21 protein-coding genes are annotated in these 20002 nt (G+C 71.7%); 9 read left to right on the top strand and 12 right to left on the bottom strand.

The features are described from left to right. The first annotated feature begins 43 nt into the window (after positions 1-43). Together ACIBU0_RS34975 and ACIBU0_RS34980 are read left to right on the top strand one after the other, a co-directional pair. Positions 44-205 carry a hypothetical protein gene (locus tag ACIBU0_RS34975; RefSeq protein ID WP_398826762.1) on the top strand — a complete coding sequence of 54 codons (162 nt, stop codon included), beginning with the start codon at positions 44-46 and terminating at the stop codon, positions 203-205. Continuing rightward, entirely contained in the window at positions 202-993 is a 792-nt protein-coding gene (locus ACIBU0_RS34980) for a peptidoglycan-binding protein (RefSeq protein WP_398826764.1), read from the top strand. The genes ACIBU0_RS34975 and ACIBU0_RS34980 overlap by 4 nt, the downstream gene beginning before the upstream one ends. Before the next feature lie 30 nt (positions 994-1023). Here ACIBU0_RS34980 and ACIBU0_RS34985 read toward each other — a convergent pair whose 3' ends face one another. Next, entirely contained in the window at positions 1024-1965 is a 942-nt protein-coding gene (locus ACIBU0_RS34985; protein ID WP_398826766.1) for a hypothetical protein, read from the bottom strand. A 202-nt stretch (positions 1966-2167) separates the two neighbouring features. Then, positions 2168-3631 (bottom strand): alpha/beta fold hydrolase, encoded by a 1464-nt coding sequence (locus ACIBU0_RS34990; protein ID WP_398826768.1) that lies wholly within the window; start codon positions 3629-3631, stop codon positions 2168-2170. A 155-nt stretch (positions 3632-3786) separates the two neighbouring features. Here ACIBU0_RS34990 and ACIBU0_RS34995 point away from each other — a divergent pair, with 155 nt between their 5' ends. Then, complete coding sequence (locus ACIBU0_RS34995; RefSeq protein ID WP_398826770.1) at positions 3787-4794, top strand: helix-turn-helix domain-containing protein; 1008 nt, start codon at positions 3787-3789, stop codon at positions 4792-4794. Between the two features lie 221 nt (positions 4795-5015). On the opposite strand, the gene ACIBU0_RS35000 is transcribed toward ACIBU0_RS34995, so the two are convergent. Then, positions 5016-6206: an MFS transporter gene (locus ACIBU0_RS35000; RefSeq protein ID WP_398826772.1), complete on the bottom strand. Its 1191-nt coding sequence runs from the start codon at positions 6204-6206 to the stop codon at positions 5016-5018. Positions 6207-6337: 131 nt separating this feature from the next. On the opposite strand from ACIBU0_RS35000, the gene ACIBU0_RS35005 reads away from it, so the two are divergent. Both ACIBU0_RS35005 and ACIBU0_RS35010 read left to right on the top strand, forming a co-directional pair. Next, positions 6338-6679 carry an ArsR/SmtB family transcription factor gene (locus ACIBU0_RS35005; protein ID WP_398826774.1) on the top strand — a complete coding sequence of 114 codons (342 nt, stop codon included), beginning with the start codon at positions 6338-6340 and terminating at the stop codon, positions 6677-6679. Beyond that, positions 6676-7092 (top strand): SRPBCC domain-containing protein, encoded by a 417-nt coding sequence (locus ACIBU0_RS35010; protein WP_398826776.1) that lies wholly within the window; start codon positions 6676-6678, stop codon positions 7090-7092. The genes ACIBU0_RS35005 and ACIBU0_RS35010 overlap by 4 nt, the downstream gene beginning before the upstream one ends. Positions 7093-7179: 87 nt before the next feature. Here the strand turns inward: ACIBU0_RS35010 and ACIBU0_RS35015 are convergent, their stop codons facing one another. Beyond that, positions 7180-7569: a VOC family protein gene (locus ACIBU0_RS35015; RefSeq protein WP_398826778.1), complete on the bottom strand. Its 390-nt coding sequence runs from the start codon at positions 7567-7569 to the stop codon at positions 7180-7182. Positions 7570-7750: 181 nt separating this feature from the next. Here ACIBU0_RS35015 and ACIBU0_RS35020 point away from each other — a divergent pair, with 181 nt between their 5' ends. After that, complete coding sequence (locus ACIBU0_RS35020) at positions 7751-8362, top strand: dihydrofolate reductase family protein (RefSeq protein ID WP_398826780.1); 612 nt, start codon at positions 7751-7753, stop codon at positions 8360-8362. A gap of 12 nt (positions 8363-8374) precedes the next feature. Here the strand turns inward: ACIBU0_RS35020 and ACIBU0_RS35025 are convergent, their stop codons facing one another. Both ACIBU0_RS35025 and ACIBU0_RS35030 read right to left on the bottom strand, forming a co-directional pair. Then, positions 8375-9130 (bottom strand): dienelactone hydrolase family protein, encoded by a 756-nt coding sequence (locus ACIBU0_RS35025; RefSeq protein WP_398826782.1) that lies wholly within the window; start codon positions 9128-9130, stop codon positions 8375-8377. A gap of 122 nt (positions 9131-9252) precedes the next feature. Beyond that, on the bottom strand, positions 9253-9873 hold the full coding sequence (locus ACIBU0_RS35030; protein ID WP_398826783.1) for an L-threonylcarbamoyladenylate synthase: 621 nt from the start codon (positions 9871-9873) through the stop codon (positions 9253-9255). A gap of 301 nt (positions 9874-10174) precedes the next feature. On the opposite strand from ACIBU0_RS35030, the gene ACIBU0_RS35035 reads away from it, so the two are divergent. Continuing rightward, positions 10175-11707 (top strand): helix-turn-helix domain-containing protein, encoded by a 1533-nt coding sequence (locus ACIBU0_RS35035; protein WP_398826785.1) that lies wholly within the window; start codon positions 10175-10177, stop codon positions 11705-11707. Positions 11708-11829: 122 nt separating this feature from the next. Here ACIBU0_RS35035 and ACIBU0_RS35040 read toward each other — a convergent pair whose 3' ends face one another. From ACIBU0_RS35040 to ACIBU0_RS35065, 6 genes are read right to left on the bottom strand one after another with little or no spacing between them, the layout of a single operon-like run. Continuing rightward, positions 11830-13071, bottom strand: a complete 1242-nt coding sequence (locus ACIBU0_RS35040) for a cytochrome P450 (protein WP_398826787.1) — start codon at positions 13069-13071, stop codon at positions 11830-11832. Further along, positions 13068-14342 (bottom strand): cytochrome P450, encoded by a 1275-nt coding sequence (locus ACIBU0_RS35045; protein WP_398826789.1) that lies wholly within the window; start codon positions 14340-14342, stop codon positions 13068-13070. The genes ACIBU0_RS35040 and ACIBU0_RS35045 overlap by 4 nt, the downstream gene beginning before the upstream one ends. A gap of 5 nt (positions 14343-14347) precedes the next feature. Next, positions 14348-14992: a GTP-binding protein gene (locus tag ACIBU0_RS35050; protein WP_398826791.1), complete on the bottom strand. Its 645-nt coding sequence runs from the start codon at positions 14990-14992 to the stop codon at positions 14348-14350. Then, positions 14961-15326: a DUF742 domain-containing protein gene (locus ACIBU0_RS35055; RefSeq protein WP_398826793.1), complete on the bottom strand. Its 366-nt coding sequence runs from the start codon at positions 15324-15326 to the stop codon at positions 14961-14963. The genes ACIBU0_RS35050 and ACIBU0_RS35055 overlap by 32 nt, the downstream gene beginning before the upstream one ends. Then, positions 15323-15745 (bottom strand): roadblock/LC7 domain-containing protein, encoded by a 423-nt coding sequence (locus ACIBU0_RS35060; RefSeq protein WP_398826795.1) that lies wholly within the window; start codon positions 15743-15745, stop codon positions 15323-15325. Before ACIBU0_RS35060 ends, ACIBU0_RS35055 begins: the two co-directional genes overlap by 4 nt. Further along, positions 15742-17214: an ATP-binding protein gene (locus ACIBU0_RS35065; protein ID WP_398826797.1), complete on the bottom strand. Its 1473-nt coding sequence runs from the start codon at positions 17212-17214 to the stop codon at positions 15742-15744. Before ACIBU0_RS35065 ends, ACIBU0_RS35060 begins: the two co-directional genes overlap by 4 nt. 300 nt (positions 17215-17514) lie before the next feature. Here ACIBU0_RS35065 and ACIBU0_RS35070 point away from each other — a divergent pair, with 300 nt between their 5' ends. Beyond that, positions 17515-17751 (top strand): hypothetical protein, encoded by a 237-nt coding sequence (locus tag ACIBU0_RS35070; RefSeq protein WP_398826799.1) that lies wholly within the window; start codon positions 17515-17517, stop codon positions 17749-17751. 361 nt (positions 17752-18112) lie between these two features. Next, a complete protein-coding gene (locus ACIBU0_RS35075) occupies positions 18113-19891 on the top strand; it encodes a fatty acyl-AMP ligase (protein WP_398826801.1) in 1779 nt (592 codons plus the stop codon). The last annotated feature ends 111 nt before the right edge of the window (positions 19892-20002 follow it).

Below are 20002 nucleotides of genomic sequence, written 5' to 3' on the forward strand. Positions count from 1 at the left end.
TGGAACCGGCGGCACAAAGTTGTGGGACTGGAAGGACGGCGTCATGCCCGAGAAGAACTTCGACGACGAGGACGTGAAGGCGGCCCTCGACAAGACCGACACCGGCGATGGACCCGGCACCGACAACCTCGATGACCTTCCGGAGAGTGACTTCGTCGCCTTCGCCGAGGACGGCGTCGAGAACGAAGCGGAGGACGCCAAGTGACCGCCACCATCGCGTACGACCGTCCCGTCTCCAACTTCATCGACAAGCTCAGTGCGACGGGCCACGTCACCCACAAGTCCTACAAGAAGACGTCGGTCACGCTGCACCACAATGCCGGCCGGATGTCGCACCAGGGCATGCTCGACGTCTGGAAGACGCGTCCGGCTTCGGCCCACTTCGACGTGGACGCCGCCGGACGCGTCGCTCAGTACGTCAAGGTGAACGAGTACGCCTGGGCCGTCGGCAACGTGGCCGGCAACCAGCGCTCGATCAGCATCGAAATGGCGAACGCGACGCTCGCGCCCGGCTGGACGGTCGCCGAGGTCACCTGGAAGAGCGCCGCACGTCTCGCCGGCTGGCACTTCGCCAAGGTGATCGGTGAACGCCCCAGCAAGAGCAACCTCTTCTACCACCATCACTGGTCCTCGACCGAATGCGCCGGACCGCACATGGAGAAGATCTACGACAAAGTCCTCGCAGCGGCTCAGGAGGCCTACGACCACTTCAGGGATTCACACCCCGTCACCGGCCACAGCAAATTCGAGCCGTTCCCTGGTGCGTCGTTCTTCCATACCGGACGGAAATCGCCGATCATCGCCGCGATGCACCATCGGCTCGTCGCCGAAGACTGCAACCGGTACCAGTCCAGCGCCAACGCCGACGTATGGGGCCCGGGCGATGTGAAGTCCTACGCCGCCTATCAGCGGAAGCTCGGCTTCAAAGGTGACGATGCCAACGGCGTCCCGGGCAAGACCAGTTGGGACAAGCTGCGGGTCCCCAACGTCTGACCGTCCGCGCGGCGCACCCCGCCGACTTGCCTACCGCTTGCGTGGGCTCAGACGTTTCACTGCTTGCGCGGCCTCGCGTGCCTCCCGTTCGGCCCTGGCGAGTGCGTCCGCGGTCGCGCGGCTTCGTTCCTGTGCCTCCCGCTGTGCTCGGTCCGCTCGCTGGAGCTCTTCACGGGCCTGTTCCAGATGCTGCTCGGCAGCCAGCACCTGCTGCTGGGCCTGGTCGTGTCGGTCACGGGCCCGCTGCACGGCGGCCTCGGCGTCGGCTTGCTCGGCGCGCTTGCCGTGCAGTCGCCGCTCGGCCACTTCGGCCGTTTTCCGGGCCTCGTCGAGTTGCTCCTGCCGTTGGCGGCGCCGTTCGGAGAGTTCGTCCGTCGGTCGTGTTCGGGCCGACGGCGGCGGGGCATGCGGCCGGGCCGGTTTCCGGCTGGTGCCGGACGGCGGGGCCGTGCCGGTGGGAAAGTCCGATGGCGGGGTGAGGGCACCGGTCAGGCGTCCGCCCGCCCACTGGTCGGCGGCCTCAGGGTCGGCGAGCACCGCACGCAGGGTGGATTCGACGTCCTGCTGCACGGCGGCCGACAGCCGGTGCCCGGCCTGCCGGGCCAGCTGCGCGGCCTGCCGGGACAGTGCGGAGACCATGCGTCGTCGCTGCTCCGACAGTTCACTGATGCCGGAGGCGTCCAGCGTTCGGTACGCCTCGCGCAGAGCCGGTCCCAGTTCCAGGAGCCGCCGGCTCTCCTCCGGCCGGGAGCGCAACAGCAGGTTCGCGGTCCAGGCCGCCAGGGTGGGACGGCGGGCAGCGCGGATACGGCGGGCGTCCTCAACCCGGCCGTCCGCCTTGGCCGCGGTCGCCAACTCCTCACGGCGCGCGACGAAGTCGGCCGGAGGCGTGATGTAGAGCTCGTCCAGCGCGGCCTCCGCCTCGGCCTCCCGGTCACCCCGCGCGCCCTTGCGCTCGTTCAGGGGGCCCACACCCCTGACCCGCCTTCGTGCCACACCATGGCACCAGCGTCTCCCGCGGTCGGTGACCCCGCATCCCGGGCTCTGGCACGTCAGGAGCTCTCACACGGGCCGGCGATCGTCGGTGGGAGGCGGCCACCGGCACGCCCCCCGATCACTGAACGGCACACCGAACATGCCGCCGTAGCCGAGTGCGGTGGCGGCCCGGAAGAGGCTAGCCCCGCAGGAGGAAGTCGAACACCGCCTCACGCCCCTCGTCGCTCGCCGCCCTGCTCTGCACCGAGTGCGCGGCGCCCCGTACCACCACGACCTGGGCCCGCGGTGTCAGCTTCTTCTGGTCGTAGAGCCACTCCAGCGGGGTCGACAGGTCTCTGTCCCCGCCGAGGAGCAGGACCGGTACGCCCGGCAGGCGGCGGTGGTCGGGCGGTAGGGGCGGGGCGGGCGTACGCGGCCAGTGCAGACAGGTCAGCATCAAGCCGGTGCCCATGGCCGTTGCGGCGTCGAAGGGGCCGTGGTCGGCCGGCGTCAGTTGTGCGGCTGCCTTCTCCAGGGCTTCCTGCCGCCCGGCCACCGGCGCGTCCGACCTGCCCCACGGATAGCGGACGTCCAGGCACAGGGTGGAGGCGTGCAGCCCTTGGCTCAACTCCTCCGCAGTCGCCGCGTTCCCCTGCCGCGTACCCGCGATCAGGCCCCGCAGCGGTCCGGGGTCGCCGCCGGCCGCCTTGTGCAGGGCGTCGATCATCGCCGCGTAGTTCGGGTCCACGAACTCCCAGGTGGTGAGGGCATCCAGTACGTCGACACCGTCGCCGTTGCCGTAGGTGTCCACCACCTCGGCCAGGTCCGCCGCCGGGTCCGTCCTGCACGCGATCGCCTTGCACGCCGCCGTCAGTACGCGCGGCGCCGCCCGCATCGCGGCGAGGTCCATCGGGTCGGCGCCGGTCTGCGGCACCACCGAGTCCAGCACCAGCCGTGCCACATGCCCCGGGTGGGCCAGGGCGTACCGCTCGGCGGTGTACGTGCCGTACGAGACGCCGTCGAGCGTCATCCTCCGTACGCCCAACGCCCGGCGCAGCAGCTCCAGATCGGCAACCGTGTCACCCGTACTGTAGAAGCGGCGGTTCGGACCGATGGCGGCGGCGCAGTCCGTCACCGCTCGCGCGGTGGGCGGTGTGAGATCGGACGCCCCCATCTCCGTCTGCAACTGCGGGCACTGCAGCGCGCCCCCGCCCGTGCCGCGCTGGTCGACCATGACGAGACGGTAGTCCTTCAGTACCGGCGCCAGCTTCTCGCTCAGCCGTGTCACATACGGCACACCCGGCTGCCCTGGACCACCCGTCAGAAACAGCAGTACGCCCTTCGGGGCGTCGGCGTTGTCCGCCATCGCGACCTTCAGGCCCAGCCGGCCAGGCGTACGGCCGCTGTGGTCGAGCGGGACCGTCAGTGTCGCGCAGGTGTAGCCCTCCAGGCCGGGGCAGGCCGCGGCGCCGGAGAGTCCCCCACTCTCCCCGACGTGTTCCCCGGCCGCCCCGTCCTGTCGGTCCTGCGCCGCCGAGGTGCAGGTCCCCGACAGCAGCAGGACGCCTGCGGCGGCCAGGGCGACCGCCGCCGGCGATCCGGGCCGGCGCATCCCCCGTGCCCGCGGCGTTCTTCGCAGCCCCGCCACCCGTGTCCGCCGCATGTCCGCTCCCCCTCGGTTCGGCTCCATGACCAGGCCAACAGACTGCGCGAAGCAGGCCTGCCACCGCGAGGTTCCGTGCCACGATTCGAGCAGGTTCGAAGAGATGGCCGGGGAAGAGATGCCCGGGGAGAGACGAAGGGGGCGGCGGGAGGGTCATGATCGAGCTCACCGTGGACGCCGCCGGGCTTGCCCGCTCCCGGTTCGCCGTCTCGCCGTTGCACGAGGCCGCCGCCACGCTGCTGCCCTGGGGCCTGCGCCCGGGCCCGGAGGCCGAACCGTGGGTCGCCCGCGCCCGCCGTGTACTGCGACGGGCGCGACTGCCCTTGCTGACGGAACTGGCCCTGGACGGCGGCGGCTACGTACCGGACTTCCTGAGCCCGCATCCGTCCGGGCCCTCGCCCACCCTTGAGGAAGAGCTGGAGCAGGTCCGGGCCACTCCGCCCGAACGGGTGCTGGGCGAGCTGGAGGTGTTGCGCGACGGTCGCCCGGGCAACGGTCTGGCCGGTGCGGAGCTGCCCTCTGCCGTGCGGCGGGCGATGGCGCGCGGCGGCGCATTCGTGGCCCGGCAGGCGGCCGACGAAATGCGGCGCTACTGGGACCTGGCCTTCGCCCCGCACTGGGAGGCCGCGAAGGCCGTCCTCGACGCGGAGGTCGACCGCTGCGCCGGCGTGCTGGCCCGTCACGGAGCGGCCGTGCTCTTCAACTCGCTGCACCAGGGCATCCGTTGGGACGACGGCACGCTGCGCGTCGACAGCCGGTTCACGGTCGCCCTGCCCGTGCCGATGCTGGTCGTGGTGCCCTCACTGGTGTCGGCGGGGCCGGGCGTGGCCGTGGACCCGACGCGGGGCGGACGCAGGCCGCCCATGCTGGTCCATCCCGTGCGCGGCCCGGCGATCGCCAAGTCCCTCGCCCCGGCGGCCCGCTCCGCCGAGATGGCCTCGCTGCTCGGCCCCACCCGCGCCGGGCTGCTCACCGCGCTCGCCCAACCTGCCTCCACCACGCAGCTGGCGGCACGTCACTTCCTCAGTCCCGCCACGGTGTCGTACCACTTGGGCGTACTGCACCGGGCCGGTCTCGTCGCCCGCGCCCGGTCCGGCCGGTCGGTGCTCTACCGCCGTACACCGGAGGGCTCCCGGCTGGCCGGGAACGGCTGGACCCACTGAACTGAGCCAGGAAGCAGTCAGCCACTCACGTGAGTGCGGCTTCTCAGCGATGTGGCCTTCGCGGACACCGAAGACGGTCACGCCGCTCATGTCGAAGGCATTGGAGTCCTCGCGGTGGATGTCGGCCGCCAGGTCGGGCATCGAAGGCCGATACCGCCCACGCTCCTCAGCGGGGCGACCACGCGGTCGCGACAGCCTCGCGGGCGCCGCTCCGTGCGCGCTCACGTCCTCGCCAGTACCGGCCGCCGGAGCAGATAGGCGGCCGCGGTCGAGACCAGGACGGCCATGCAGGCGATGAGGACCAGCCCTGCCGTCTCCAGGCCGACCGTTTCCGACAGCACCCCGACACCGATCACCGGCACCGAAATACCCGCGTAGGCCACCACGAACAGCGTCGAGATCACCGCCGCGCGCCGGTCCGCCGGAGACGCCTCGGCCACCGCGGCCAGCGCCCCGCGGAACGCCAGTCCCTGACCGCCCCCGCCGACGAGAGCGCTGAGCACCACCAGCGACATCAGGTCCCACCGCAGCGCCCCCGCGAGCAGCGCCAGACCGGCGAGGAGTGCGGCGCAGCCCAGTGGCAGCGAGCGCCCGGCTCCGACGCGGCCGACCGCCAGTTGCCCTGCGGTCGAGGCGAAGAAGGCCAGCGCGACGACCAGCCCGCTCACGGCGTGGTCGTGCACCCCCAGGGACTGGGCGAGGAACTCCGGGCTGACCGATGTGAACACCCCGAAGAGGGCGAAGCCCGCGAAGGAGGCGATCGCCGCGGGCCCGAACACCGCACGTACGGGCGCGGGCAGGGCAGGCCACCGCGGCCGTACGGTGCCCAGTGGCACCCGTTCCCGCACCGTCTCCGCAAGCCGCAACAGGACGGCCGCCGAGCCGGCCACCAGGACCAGGTGCACGGCGAACGGCAGGTACAGCGGCCAGGCGGCGTACTGCGCGAGGACCCCGGCGAGCAGCGGACCGCAGCCCAGGCCGCCCATGTTGGCGGCCGTCGCCACGAACGTGGCCCGCGAGGCGCCGCCGTACGGCGCCAGCTCCATCACATAGGCCGTGGCCGCCCCGGTGAACAGACCGGCGGACAGCCCGGACAGCAGCCGCCCCGCATAGAGCCACCCCAGACCGGTGGCGCACAGGAAGCAGACGGCGCTCGCCGCCGCGAAGCCCAGACCGCAGATCAGCACGGCCCGCCTGCCCACGGCGTCCGAGGCGTTGCCCATCAGCAGCAGCACGCCGATGACTCCGAAGGCGTACACGGCGTACACGACGGTCACCGTCAACTCGGAGAATCCGAATTTCTCCTGGTAGAGGGGATAGAGCGGAGTCGGCAGCGTGGTGCCGGCCATGCACACGGCGAACACCGCTCCGCCGAGCAGACACTCCCGCCATCCTTGCCGATCACCGTCCATCCCGCCGACCATAACGCCGCAAGCAGTACCTCTCACACATTGAAGGCACCGAAGGTCTCGAGGGCATCGAAGCGCGACTGACGCGTCGGAAAAAGTTGACACGTCGGAGACTTCCGACGCATTCTCGGGGCATGCCACCAGTCGACGTGTACAGCGCCCTGGCCAATCCGGTCCGGCGCAAACTGCTCGAAGGGCTGATAGGGGGAGCGCGTGCGGCCGGCGACCTGGCCGGGGAGTTCTCGCTCAGCCGTCCCGCGGTCTCCGAACACCTCTCCGTGCTGAGGAAGGCCGGACTGGTCCGCGAGGAGCCCCGTGGCCGTCACCGCTACTACCACCTGCAGCCCGAGCCCCTCGCCGAAGTGGGCGCATGGCTGCATCCCTTCGAGCGCTACTGGCGTGCCCGCATGGGTGCCCTGAGCGACGTACTGGACGAGATCAGCATGACCAGCGACAGCAAGGACGACTCTCCATGACCGTGGAACCCCGGACCATCCACTGCGACCAGTTCATCGCCCACCCGCCCCGGGCCGTGTGGCGCGCGCTCACCGACCCGGAGCTGCACGCACGTTGGTGGGCCGCCGGAGACGTACGCCCGGAGGTGGGGCACCGGTTCACCCTGGACATGGGGCCGTGGGGCCACCAGGAGTGCGAGGTGCTCGCGGTGGAGCCGGAGCGTCTGCTGCGCTACAGCTTCGCACCGGGCACCCTGGACACCACCATCACCTGGCGCCTGGAGCCCGAAGGCACCGGCACCCGCCTCTTCCTGGAGCACTCCGGCTTCGATCTCGACTCACCGCTCGCCAAGACCGCCTACGACGGCATGGGCAGCGGCTGGCCGGGTGTGCTGGAGCGGATCGAGCCGGTGCTGGACGCCGCGGCAGGCTGACAAGTCCGAGCGTGGTCCTCACGCGGGGAACTGAAACAGCGGTCGAGGGCCGCACCCGCAGCCGGGGTGCGGCCCTCGGCGCACGCGCTACGAGGTCCGGCCGCCGTACGGCACGGTGATGAGTTCCATCGCGTGGCCCACCGGGTCCATGAAGTACACGCCACGGCCGCCGTCGTTGTGGTTGATCGTGCCGGGCTCCTCCCGGCGCGGGTCGGCGTAGTGCTCGATGCCGCGCTCCCTGATCCGCGTGTACGCCGCGTCGAACTCCTCCTCGGAGATCAAGAAGGCGTAATGCTGCGGGGTGATCCTGTCCGCGGGGATCGTGGCGAAGTCCAGCGTGACGCCGTTGCTCAACTCGACCGCGATGAACGGGCCCCACTCGGCGGTGATCTCAAGGTCCAACAACTCCGCGAAGAACTCCGCGGACTCCCGGTTGTCCCGGGCATGGACGATCGTGTGGTTCAACTCGACTGACAAGGAATGCCTCCGAGGGCATCTCCCGGCACCTCCATGCCTCACCCAGCCGGTGACCGACACGCGATGCCGCCGTAGATCCTAGTCACTGAACGACCGGAGTCCGAAGCCTGTCGAATTCGCCGGTTCCCGATCGACGCGAGAGTGAAGGCATCACACGCCACGACTTCAGGAGTACCCCAGCATGACCGTCACCGCGGATATGGCCGTCTCCCTCGACGGCTACGTCGCCGGCACCGACGTCACCATCGACAACCCTGGCGGCGACGGCGCCGAGCCGCTCTTCGAGTGGATTCACAGTCTGGCGAGCTGGCGGGAGCGCCAGGGCATGACCGGCGGAGTGGAGAACCGCGACTCGGAGCTGATGCGCGAGTGGTTCGACGCCACCGGAGCGGTGGTCATGGGCCGGATGATGTACGACACGGGGGAGGAGTTCTGGGGGGCCAACCCGCCGTTCAGGGCTCCGGTGTTCGTACTCACCCACCGCCCGCGGCCGACCCTCGTCAAGGAGGGCGGCACCAGCTTCACCTTCGTCACCGACGGCATCCACAGCGCCCTCGACCAGGCGAAGGCCGCCGCCGGCGACAGGAACGTCGACATCGCGGGCGGTGCGAGCACGGTGCAGCAGTACCTCCGGGAAGGGCTCATCGACGAGCTGCAGCTGCACGTGGTGCCCGCGCTCCTCGGTGACGGACTGCGGCTCTTCGAGGGACTGGGCGCACAGCGGCGGCTCGAGCCGGTCAGGGTGGTCGACACGCCGTCGGCCACCCACGTGAAGTACCGCTTGCCGAAGTGACCGCCGAGTCGCTCAGAACGTCCGCTTGAGCAGTTCGAGCAGCGCCGCCCAGTGCCGCTCGGCCGCGGCCTCGTCGTACGCGGAGGTGTCGGCCTGCGTGTAACCGTGATGGGCGCCCTCGTAGACCTCGTACCGGTGACGGACCCCCGCCGCGGTCAGCGCGTCGGCCAGGCGCTCCATCTGCTCGGGAGGCATCGACTGGTCCGCGTCGGCGTGCCCGAAGTAGAGCTCGGCGGTGATGTGTTCGGCGACCAGGTGCGGGCTGTCCGGTGCATCGGTCGCCAGCTGCCCGCCGTGGAAACCGGCCGCGGCGGCCACCCGGTCCGGGTAGGCACCGGCGGTGCGCAGGGCCAGCCGCGCGCCCATGCAGTAGCCGGTGAGGGCGACGGGACCGTCGGCGACCTCGGGCCGCTCGGCCATCCAGCGCAGATAGGCGCCGGCGTCCCGCATCGCGAGGTCCGGGGTCAGGGACTGCAGGACCGGGACGATCTTCTCCCACAGCTCCGGCCGCGCTGCGGGGTCGATGAACTCGGGCAACTCGAAGACGGGGCTGCGGCCGTGACGGTAGAAGACGTTGGGCACGAGGACCGTGTAACCGGCCTCGGCGAGCCGGTCGGCCATCGACCGCAGGTGGGGGCGCAGCCCGAAGGCGTCCTGGTAGAGAAGGACCCCTGGCCGGGGAAGACCGTCGCCCGGATGGGCCAGGTAGGCGTCCGCCACGCCGTCATCGGTGCGGACGTCCACGTCTGTTGCCTGTACGGAGGTCATGGGGGTGCCTCTCTGCGCAGTCCACGGCGAGCAGGTCGCCGACCCGGCGGAGCCGGGCCGCACGCATGGTTTCACGCACCATGCAACCGGGCCGCGGCACCCCCACCCGCTTGAGAACGGCTTTACTCGAACCGGGACGTGTCGCCCGCTCCCTTCCGCACGATCTCCGCCTCGCCCCCCGAGAAGTCGATCACCGTCGTGGGCTCGGTGCCGCAGTCCCCGGAGTCGACCACCGCGTCCAGCACATGGTCGAGCCGGTCCTTGATCTCCCAGCCCTGCGTCATCGGCTCCTCCTCGTCGGGCAGCAGCAGCGTGCTGGACAGCAGTGGCTCCCCGAGCTCCGCGAGGAGCGCCTGGGTGACGACGTGGTCGGGGATGCGCACGCCGACCGTCTTCTTCTTCGGATGCTGGAGCATGCGCGGCACCTCCTTCGTCGCGGGCAGGATGAACGTGTAGCTGCCCGGCGTCGACGCCTTGATCGCGCGGAACACGTCCTTGTCGACCAGCACGAACTGGCCGAGCTGCGCGAAGTCCTGGCAGACGAGGGTGAAGTGGTGCCGGTCGTCCAGACGGCGAATGGTCCGGATCCGGTCGATGCCGTCACGGCTGCCCAGCCGGCAGCCCAGCGCATAACAGGAGTCCGTCGGATACGCGATGAGCGCACCGGAGCGGACGCTGTCGGCGACCTGGGTGATGGTGCGCGGCTGAGGGTTGTCGGGGTGCACGTCGAAGTACTTCGCCATTGGGCGAGCCTATGCCCTGAACGCCCGGCAGACGCGCACGCCGTGACGGGTATCCCCGGCGGCAACACGATGACGGCGGCTCGGGGGTGGCGCCGTACCGCAGGGCGCCCGCGGAACTCGGGGCGGATCACACCGGGACCGTCCCCGGTCAGCCCTCGCTCCATGCGGAACCGGTCGGGATGAGCGGCGTGTTCCGGGGAACTCAGTCCCGGAACGAACGTCGGCGTGCGGCCTCAGGAGGGTGAGGTAACGTACCGGGCGGTATGCCGTGAGGGAAGCGCAGGACGAGGTGAAGGCCGACGTGGCTGGCAGAGAGGACGGGGTCCGTCGGGCGGGGGTGAGCAGGGCCGGCGGCTCGGTGTGGGCGCAGGAGTTGCTGGACCACTTGCGGCCGACCGGGCGCGACGTCCGCCGGGTCGTCACGTGGCTCGCGGACGCCGTACAGGGAACCGCCGCCCTGCGGGACGACACCGGCACGCTCGTCGCCGGCACGTGGGCACCCATGGACGAGGACCTCGTCGCCGCCGTCGCCGCCGGCCGCATCGCCTCCGCCGCCTGGGAGGGACAGGGACGTCACCTGCGTCTGGTGCGGGTGGAGTGGCCGAACCGGCCGTCGGCGGGCGTCCTCTCGGTGTCGCGGGAGACGCCCTTCGACCGGCACGCCTCCGACATCGTCATGCACACCGTCCAGGTGATCGAACTCCTGCTCAGGGCGGGCGAGACGGCCGCCGCCGGACGCCGGCTCGCCCGGGCGACGTCCGACCTGCGGCTGGCGATCCTGCAACTGCTGATGGTGGAGGACACCGTCTCCGCACGCCGCGTCGCCGCGGGACTGTGGCCCGGCCTGCTCGACACGGACACCGCGTGCGTCCACGTCGTGGAGGGCACCGCCGAGGATCGCGACCGGCTCGCCGAGGAGTGCATCGAGGCGACGGGGGAGCGGGCACTGGTCGTGCTCTGCCCGGCGGTGGAGCAGCACGTGATCGTCGTGACGCCCGGCGAGGCCGAGGCCCAGGACCTGCGGTCGCTGATCGGCCCGCGCCCGCACACCTACCTCGGCGGCAGCGCCCGGCAGAGCCTGGCGCGCACCGCCACCGCGTACGGGCAGGCCGTGAGCGCCCTCGCCGTGGCGCACTTCCGCCCGGACAAGTCCGCGGTCTACGCCGAACGCACCCACCCCGAGCGCCTGATCGACCCCGCCGCACTGCGCGACTGGACGGACCGCCTGCTCCGCCCGCTCGACACCTTGGCGCACCACACGCGCGCCGAACTGCTCGCCACCACCCGGCTGGGCCTGGAGTTCACCGCGGTGAACACGGCCAAGGTCCTCGGCGTCAGCCGCAACACCGTGCGCGCCCGCATGGAGCGCGTGGAGGCCCTGCTGCGGGCGGACTTCGCCGACCTCACCGCCCGTGCCGTGGTCCACCTGGCGCTCAACACGCAGGTGAGCCTGGCGGACGCACCGGCCGGCACCGGCGCGTCGGACGCGTCCCCCCTCTCGCTGTGCGACCTGCTCTCCGGGCCCGCCATGCACACATGGGCGCAGGACCTCCTCGCCCGCCTGGACCAGAACACCCGGGACCTGCGCCGTACCGTGCGAACCTGGATCGCCGAGGGCGGCAACGCCGAACGCGCCGCGCAGACCCTCGGGGTCCACGCGCAGACCGTCCGCGAGCACGTCCGCAGCGCGGAGCCCGTCCTCGAACGGCAGTTGCTCGCCGGCGGCGCCGACCTGTACGAGGTCGTCCTGGCCCATCTCGCCGTCGGTGACCTGGATCAGCCCGACCTGCACGAGACGAAACCGGGCCTTCCGGACTCACTTGTGCACAGGTGAGCCCTGAGGACGGTTCAGCGGGCACAAATGCGATACCAATCCGGCCGTCCTGGACGTAAGTTCGTCCTGCCGCGGGGGCACGACCGGAACGGGGGACCGGTCGCGTCCCCGCATCCCGGCGCTCAGGCCCCGAACCGCACGGGTATCTCCTGCCAGCCGAACGCGATGAACGACGGCACCTGACGCAACTCGTCCTCCCCGACGGCCAGCCGCAGGCCGGGGAAGCGGTCGAAGAGGGCGGGCAGCGCCGTCAGGGCCTCGACGCGGGCCAGCGGAGCACCGATGCAGCGGTGCACACCGATCCCGAACGCCAGATGGTCGTCGGCCCCGCGCGAGGCGTCGAAGGTGTGCGCGTCCGGCCCGTAGTGCACCGGATCCAGTCCCGCGGCGGCGTACGTCGTGATGATGGCGTCCCCGGCCGGAACGGTCACGTCCCCGACCTTGAGGTCGCTGACGGCGAACCGCAGGGGCAGTGACGCGATCGACGGATGCACGCGCAGCGTCTCGTCGATCACCGCGTCCCAGCCGATCTCCCCGGACCGCACCGCCCTCAGCTGCTCGGGGTGGGTCAGCAGGGCGACGACCGCGTTGCCGATGAGATTGACGGTCGTCTCGAAGCCGGCGCCGATCACCAGCAGCAGCGTGTACAGCAGCTCCTCGTCGCTGAGCCGGTCACCGTCCTCGTCGCGCACCCGGATCAGCTCGGTCGTCAGATCGTCCCCCGGGTGCGCGCGGCGGTGGGCGATCAGCGCCCCCAGCACCGTACCGATCTGCTGCTGCACGAACGCCGCGTGCTCCGGACTCGGGTCGGAAGTGTCCATGATGGCTGCGATGAGCGTCCCGGTGGCCTCCCTCAACTCCTCCGGCACGCCGAACAGTTCGCAGATCATCCGCATCGGGAGGGGATGCGCGAGACCGGCCCTGAGGTCGACGACGGCGCCGCCCGCGCCGTCCGCGTCGAGTGCGTCGAGCAGCTCCGCGGTGATCGCCTCCACCCGCGGCCGCATCATCTCCGTACGCCGCTGGGTGAAGCTCGGTGCGACCAGCCTGCGCAGCCGCGTGTGGTCGGCGCCGTACGTCGAGAGCATGTTGACCACCCCGACCCAGCCCAGGATCCAGCCCCAGGAGGGGTGTTCGGCTATCTCGGGCCACAGCTTCCAGTGCAGCCGGGGATCCTTGCTGACCTGCGGGTCGAGGATGAGTTCCTTGAGCGTGTCGTAGCCCGTGGGGGCCCAGGCGGGGATACCGCCGGGCAGTTCCACGGGCACGATCGGGCCGAGCGCGCGCAACCGGGCGCTCTCTTCGGCGATGTCGGCGCCGAACGGGTCGATGGCGAAGCGGTCGATGCGGTCGGTCACGGTCACGACGGACCTCCTGGCTGGTCGGGGGAGCGGGGACTGAACCGGACGGGCAGGGCGGTCAGCGATCTGTGGAAGGGGCCGGGCCGCCAGGTCAGGCGTGCGCGCGGCAGGACGGGCTCCAGGTCGGGAAGCCACTGCGTGAGCCGCTCGATCGCCTCGGTGGCGATGAGCAGCGTGTGCTGCCGGACGGGGCAGGCGTGCGGGCCCGCCGACCAGGACAGGTGCGAGGCGTCCCGCGGGTGGCGGCCGCTGGTGACCTCCCCTTCGGCGATGGGGGTACCTCCCATGCCGTTCGGGTCATGGGGGCGGGCGAGCGCCCCGTACGAGACGACCACCGGCACCGCGGCCCGGATCCACGCGCCGTGGAAGGACACGGACCTGCGGGCGTAGTGGATGCCGTAGTTGGCCAGCGGCGTCTCGTGGTGGAGCACCTCCACCACCGCGTCCATCATCGGGCGGGCCCCGCTGGTGAGGGTGGAGTAGTACTGCGGGTTGCCGAGGATGCGCGACAGTGCGTTCGACACCAGGTTGGCCGTCGGCTCGTGGCCCGCCCCGAGGGTGAGGAACACCTGCCAGGTGACCTCCTCGGGTGTCAGGGCGGCCGGGTGGTCCAGCAGCCGGCTCGGCAGGTCGTCGCCGCGCTGCCCGGACTTGGCGGCGATCAGCTCCAGTACGTAGCCGCCGAACTCCGCCTCGCCCTCCGCCGCTTCGGCGCCGCCCTCCATCATCTTGCCGAGCGCCACGTCGAGCCGGTCGCTCTGGCTGTCCGGCAGCCCGAAGAGGTTGTTGAACACCAGCGCCATGAGCGGCCGCGCGAACTCGCCCACCAGATCGGCCTCGCCCTTCGGCCCGAACCGGCCCACCAGCACCCGCACCGCGTGGTGCACGCGCGCCCGCAGATCGTGCGGCTCGATCTGCTCGAAGGTGTCGATCAGCGAGGTGCGGTAGCGGACATGGGCCGCGCCGTCGGCGAACAGCGTGTTGGGCCGCCAGCGCATCATGCCCAGGACCGGCGAGTCGTCGGCGACCGTGGCCTCCCACGGCCGCGGGTCGTGCGAGAACGTGTCCGTGTCATGCAGCAGATCCAGCGCCGCCCGCCGGTCGGTGACGACGTACGCCGGTACGCCCGGCGCCAACTCGGCCCAGCCGATGGGGCCTTGGGCGCGCAGGTCGTCGTAGTAGCGGTGGGGATCCAGCGCGAATCCGTCTTCCCACAGCCGCACAGGCGTCGAGCGGGAGAAGGTGTGCTCGTCGGGGGGCTGGGTGGTCGTCATCCGGGTCACCGGTCCTCCGGGGTGTGACGGGCGATCAGGTGCTGGACCAGCGCGAGCAGGGCGTCGACGGAGGAGTCGGCGTCCCGCGCGTCACACGTCACCATCGGCGTGCCCGCCTCCAGGTCCAGGGCGGCGCGCAACTGTTCGGCGGTGTGGTGTCGGGGCGCGTCCGGGAACGCGTTGAACGCGACCGCGTACGGCAGCCCTGTCTCCTCCACCAGCCCCAGCACGTCGAACGACGCGTCGATCCGGCGGCCGTCGACCAGCACCAGGGCACCCAGCGCGCCGTACGCGATGTCGTCCCACAGTGCCCGGAACCGCTCCTGCCCGGGCGTGCCGAACAGATACAGCACGACCCCGCCCGGCAGGCTGATCCGCCCGAAGTCGACGGCGACGGTCGTCGTCGACTTGTCCCGCACCCCGGCGAGATCGTCCACCTGCGCGGACGCCTCGCTGAGCGGCTCCTCGGTGTGCAGCGGCCGGATCTCGGAGACCGAGTCGATCAGGGTCGTCTTGCCCACCCCGAAGGGCCCGGCGACCAGGATCTTGACCAGGTCGCGGGCGGTGTCGGGCAGGTGGACGTCCGCCGTGCCGCGTGCCGTGTCGCGGACGCGGGTGTCACTGGGTGTGCTTGAGGGCGCGAAGGCCATCGGCCACTCTCTTCAGCAGGTCGGGGTCGAAGCGTTCGGCGGGCGGGATCGGCGCACGGGCCAGCACCAGGTCCCGGTCGATGAGCTCGGCCGCGAGGACCCGTACCGCGGACACCGGCAACCGGAGCAGCGCCGCGGCCTCGACGACCGTCAGTGAGCCCTCGTCCAGGGCGTCCAGCAGGGCGAGTTGGGCGGCGGGCAGATCGGCAGGGGAGGAGGTGCGGGTACGCGTGAGCACCGACAGCCGTTCCAGGTGGGTCCGGCCGGTCCGGGCCACGCCGCCGGTGGACAGATACGCGGGGACCAAGGGGCGGCCGCCACGGCGGCCGGTCATGCCGGCGCGCCGCCGTCGGCACCTCGGGGCGCTGCGGCCATCGCCTTCTCGCCCAGCCGGGCCACCTGCGAGTGCACCCGGTGCGCGAGCAGATCCAGGCGCACCTCCGGGTCCCCGTACGCGGCCACGCACGTGCCGTGGTCCGTCGGCACGATCAGCACATAGCCGTGGTCCGACTCGATGACGACCTGCCGCACCTCGGCCCGCTCCCGGTCGGCGAACGCGGCCGCCGCGGTCCGGCACGCACCCTGCACGGTACTGGTGATCGCGGCCACCCGCTCGGCAGACGGCCGGCTGAGCGCGTCCGTGTACCCGGTCACGAGGCCGTCCCGCGTGAGCAGCACCGCGGCCACCACGTGCGGCACCTGCAGGATCGGTTCGAGCACCCATGCCGTGTCTCCCGTGTCGCGGCTGCTCATCGAGTCGTTCCTCCTTCGTGGTCGGTCTGATCGGCGTCGTCCGTGCCGGCTTCGGCCCGCTGCCGCGCGGCTCGCGCGGTGTCCGGTACGGCGGTGGCGGCGCCGTCGGTTCCTTCGCCGGCCGTGGCGCGCGCGGCGGCGGTCCCGGCCTGCAGGGCGCCCAGCGCGGCGGCGGCCTGCTCCGGGCGGGGTTCCGCGGATCGCGGCGCCGGCGTGTCACCGGATGCGGCGGCCACTGGTGTGCGGCGGCGGCGCTGCGGCAGACCGCCCGCGTCACGTCGAGCGTGATGCCCCGATGCGGCGCCGGAGGCGTCGTCGTCATGCTCCGCCCCGTACCCGTGAGCGGGGGCGGACGTCTCATTCCGGGTGTCGGCGGGTGCCGCGTCCCGGGAGGCGGGGCGCGTGGAGCGCGGGGCACTGGCCGCGGGCGGCCGCTCGTCGGGGTCAATGCGGCTGAGCAGGTGGCTGTCGACCCGCAGCACCGCCCGCACCCCGCCGTACGGCGACGGCGACGACAGGTCCACGCCCAGGTCGAACTGCCGGGTCAGCTGCCCGATCGCAGCGAACCCCATGCGCGGCGGATCGCCCAGCTCGGTGAGGAGAATCGGCTCGGAACCGGCCACCAGCCGCTGTGCCCGGGCGCGTTCGTCCTGGGTCATGCCCAGGCCCGCGTCGTCGACCGTGACGCAGACGCCGTGATGCACATGCTCCAGGTTGACCACGACGTCCGTGTCCGGCGCGGAGTGGCGCAAGGCGTTGTCGAGCAGTTCGGCGACGATGATCGCGACCGGCTCCACGGCGTGGGAGACCAGCCCGGTCCCCGCCTCCAGGTGGTTGTGGACCCGGATCCGGTGGTAGCCGGCGAGCCGGGCCTGGCCGCCGGTCACCGCGTCCACCAGGTGCGACTCCTCGCGGGCGAGCCCGACCCATGCCCCGCACACCACGGCGGTGACCTGCGCGCGCCGCAGCGACTGCTCGTTCTCGTGGTCGAGCCGGAACAGGGTCTGCGCCAACTCCGGGTCGTCGTACGTCTGCTGCAGCTCGCGCAACGCGTCCTGCAGGCGGTACAGGGCGGCCTGGATCTCGCGTGTCGCCCCGCGCATACCGGCCTGTGCGGCCGCGTCGATCCGGGTGCGCTGTGCGGCCAACTCGGTGCGCAGCCCGGTCAGTACGTGCTCCAGCGCGAGGTTCAACGGCGTCTGCGCGGTCTGCGGATGCAGCGGGCCCGGCACGGTGACGTGGGGATGCGCCGACTGCCGGGCGGCGGCCGGGACGCGCCGAGCCGCCAGATGCTCGACCTCGGCCGTGAACGCCCCTACGGCTCCGTCGAGTCGGCGGCGCAACGCGGCTATCTCGGCGCGCTGGCACGCCTGTTGCCGCTGCGCGTGCAGCAGGCCGACGCCCAGGGCGAGCGCGGACAGCATGCCGACGGCGAGAGCACCGGTCGCCAGGTCCGGTAATTCGATCATCGAGTCGGTTCCCAGGGGGTCGGTTCGGGAGCGGTCGGGCAGGGCTGGTTCCGAGGCCGTGGGGCGGGGCGCTCGCAGCACAGTACACACCGTCATCGACCGGTCTCGCACGGTCGACCGCCACTTCGTTCCGAAAGTGCCGGGACTCTGCTCGCTTCTGCGTCGAGTGTCGGAATTGCCGAGGAGAACAGGGAGTTGGCGCAGGTGCCCGTCTTCGGCGGGGCGGTGTGTGTCCGGGCGGACGGCGGGTACTCGGCGAAGCCAGGAACGAGAACGCGAGAACGCCGGAGGAGGCCTAGCGTGACCAGTGGCACGGAAACCGGTGGCGTGACCGGTACGCAGGACAAGGACTACAACCTGATCTGGTACGTGGAGGCGTGCCTGAGCAACGCGCTGCGGCTGGAGACCTACATCGAGGACGCGGAACGCGGCAAGGACACCGAGGTGGCCGACCTGTTCCGCAAGGCCCAGGCGGACAGCCGCAAGGGTGCCGAAATGGGCAAGGCGCTCCTGCGCGCACGACTGAACGGCGGCTGATCGACCCCGCCCGCAGGGCCCGGACACCCGGGGAAGCCGAGGTGCCCGGGCTTTCGCCTGCGCGGGGGCGGTGACGGGAGCGTGCGCCGCACCCCTCACTTGGTCAACAACCTTTGGACACGTAGGGTTTACATCCGTTCGGCCCGTCGGACCGAACGGAGTTGCTATGGTGCTACTCGCCGGTAGCAAGTTGTCCGGGGAACGCGAGGAGACCGCCGCCCGGCGTCAGGGCTCCTCGGTGGAGTCGAGACGCAAAGTCCGGCAAGGGGGCCGGTCGGTCGCGGTGTCCGCGGACATCCAGCATGTCTTGCTCGAACTCCAGTTCCCCTCGCCCGCTGATCCAGACAGGTGAGACTCGTCCATGGTTCGATCACTGGTCGATCTGGTGACCCAGCACGCCGCGCACCACCCCGACCGGACCGCGTACCGCTACCTCGTCAGCGGCGATGCCGACGGCGAGACACAGGAGCTCTCGTACGGCCGTCTCGCCGACCGCTCCCGGGCCGTCGCGGCCTGGCTGCAGGAGCGCGGCCTGGCCGGTGCCCGCGCCATGCTGCTGTACCCGCCCGGCCTGGAGTTCATCTGCGGCTACCTCGGCTGCCTCGCGGCCGGCGTCGTCGCCGTACCGGGCGTCCCCCCGCAGGGCCGCGCGCAGAACCACCGTGCCCTGATCCGGACGAGGCGCCTGATCGCCGACGCCGACGCCAAGGTGATCCTCGGCGGCCGCGAGGTGATCGCGGCGCTGACCGGCATGGCGGAGCACCTGCCCGAGCTCGACGGGATCACGTGCGTCGCCACCGAGGACATCCCCGACGAGGCGGCCGCCTCCTGGCGCGCGCCCGACCTCACCGCCGACTCGGTCGCCTTCCTCCAGTACACCTCCGGCTCCACCTCCGCCCCGCGCGGCGTGATGGTCACCCACGGCAACCTGCTGGACAACGAGAGGGTCATCACCGAGCGCATGGGCCACACCCCGGACACCATCGCCGAGTACGGCCACGAGATGTTCGTCAGCTGGCTGCCCGTGTACCACGACATGGGCCTCATCGGCCCGGTCCTCAACACCGTCCATCTCGGTGCGACCGCCACCCTCTTCTCGCCGCTGCACTTCCTGCAGCGACCCCAGCGCTGGCTCACCGCGATCAGCCGCTACCGGCCGCACACGAGCGGCGGCCCCAACTTCGCCTACGAGCTCTGCCTCAGGCACGCCGGACCGGGCCTCCTCGACGGCCTCGACCTCAGCAGCTGGAAGGTCGCCTTCAACGGCGCCGAACCCGTACGGGCCGCCACCCTGCGGCGCTTCGCCGAGACCTTCGCCCCGGCCGGTTTCCGCCGCGAGGCCCTCTATCCCTGCTACGGCCTGGCCGAGGCCACCCTCATGGTCACCGGCAGCACCGTCCACACACCGCCCACCCTGCTCCAGGCCCCCGCGTCCGGACCGCACACCGGCCAGACCGACGCGGCGGCCGTCAGCTGTGGCCGGCCCGGTCCCGAGGTCACCGTCGCCATCGCCGACCCCGAGCGGCACGAGGAACTGCCCGAGGGCGAGGCCGGCGAGATCTGGGTGCGCGGCGCGAGCGTCGCCAAGGGCTACTGGCGCAACGCCCTCGCCACCCGCGAGACCTTCCGCACCACCCTGCCCGGTCACGAAGGCCGCTTCCTGCGCACCGGCGACCTCGGGTTCCTGCGCGACGGCGAGCTGTTCGTCACCGGTCGCCTGAAGGACCTCATCGTCATCGACGGACGCAACCACTGTCCGCAGGACCTGGAACTGACCGCCGAGATGGCCCACCCGGCGCTGCGTCCCGGCTGCACCGCCGCGTTCTCCGTCGACCGGGAGGGCGCGCGGGCCGGAGGGGCCATGCAGGATGGTGGGGCCACGCAGGACGGGGAAGAGGGCGGCGAACAGACCGTCGTCGTCGCCGAGATCGCCCCGGACGCGGCGTCCGAGGCGGAGAAGATCACCGACGTCGTCCGCAGCGGGATCGGCGAGGCCCACGGCCTGTCGGTACGCGACGTCGTCCTGGTCCGGCCGGGCACCATCCCCAAGACGTCCAGCGGCAAGATCCAGCGCCACGCCACCAGGGCGGCGTACCTGGAGGGCACCCTTGCCGTGATCGACGCCCCCGCCCTGAACTGACACCGCCCGGCCCACCGTCGTTCGCCGACGCCTGCGCCGTACCACCCACGCCACGCGAGCCGTACGACGTCGTACGGCCACACCGACCTGCCCGAATCCACGAGGACGCCT

This window comes from Streptomyces sp. NPDC049627, assembly GCF_044465645.1.
Classification (GTDB): Bacteria; Actinomycetota; Actinomycetes; order Streptomycetales; family Streptomycetaceae; genus Streptomyces.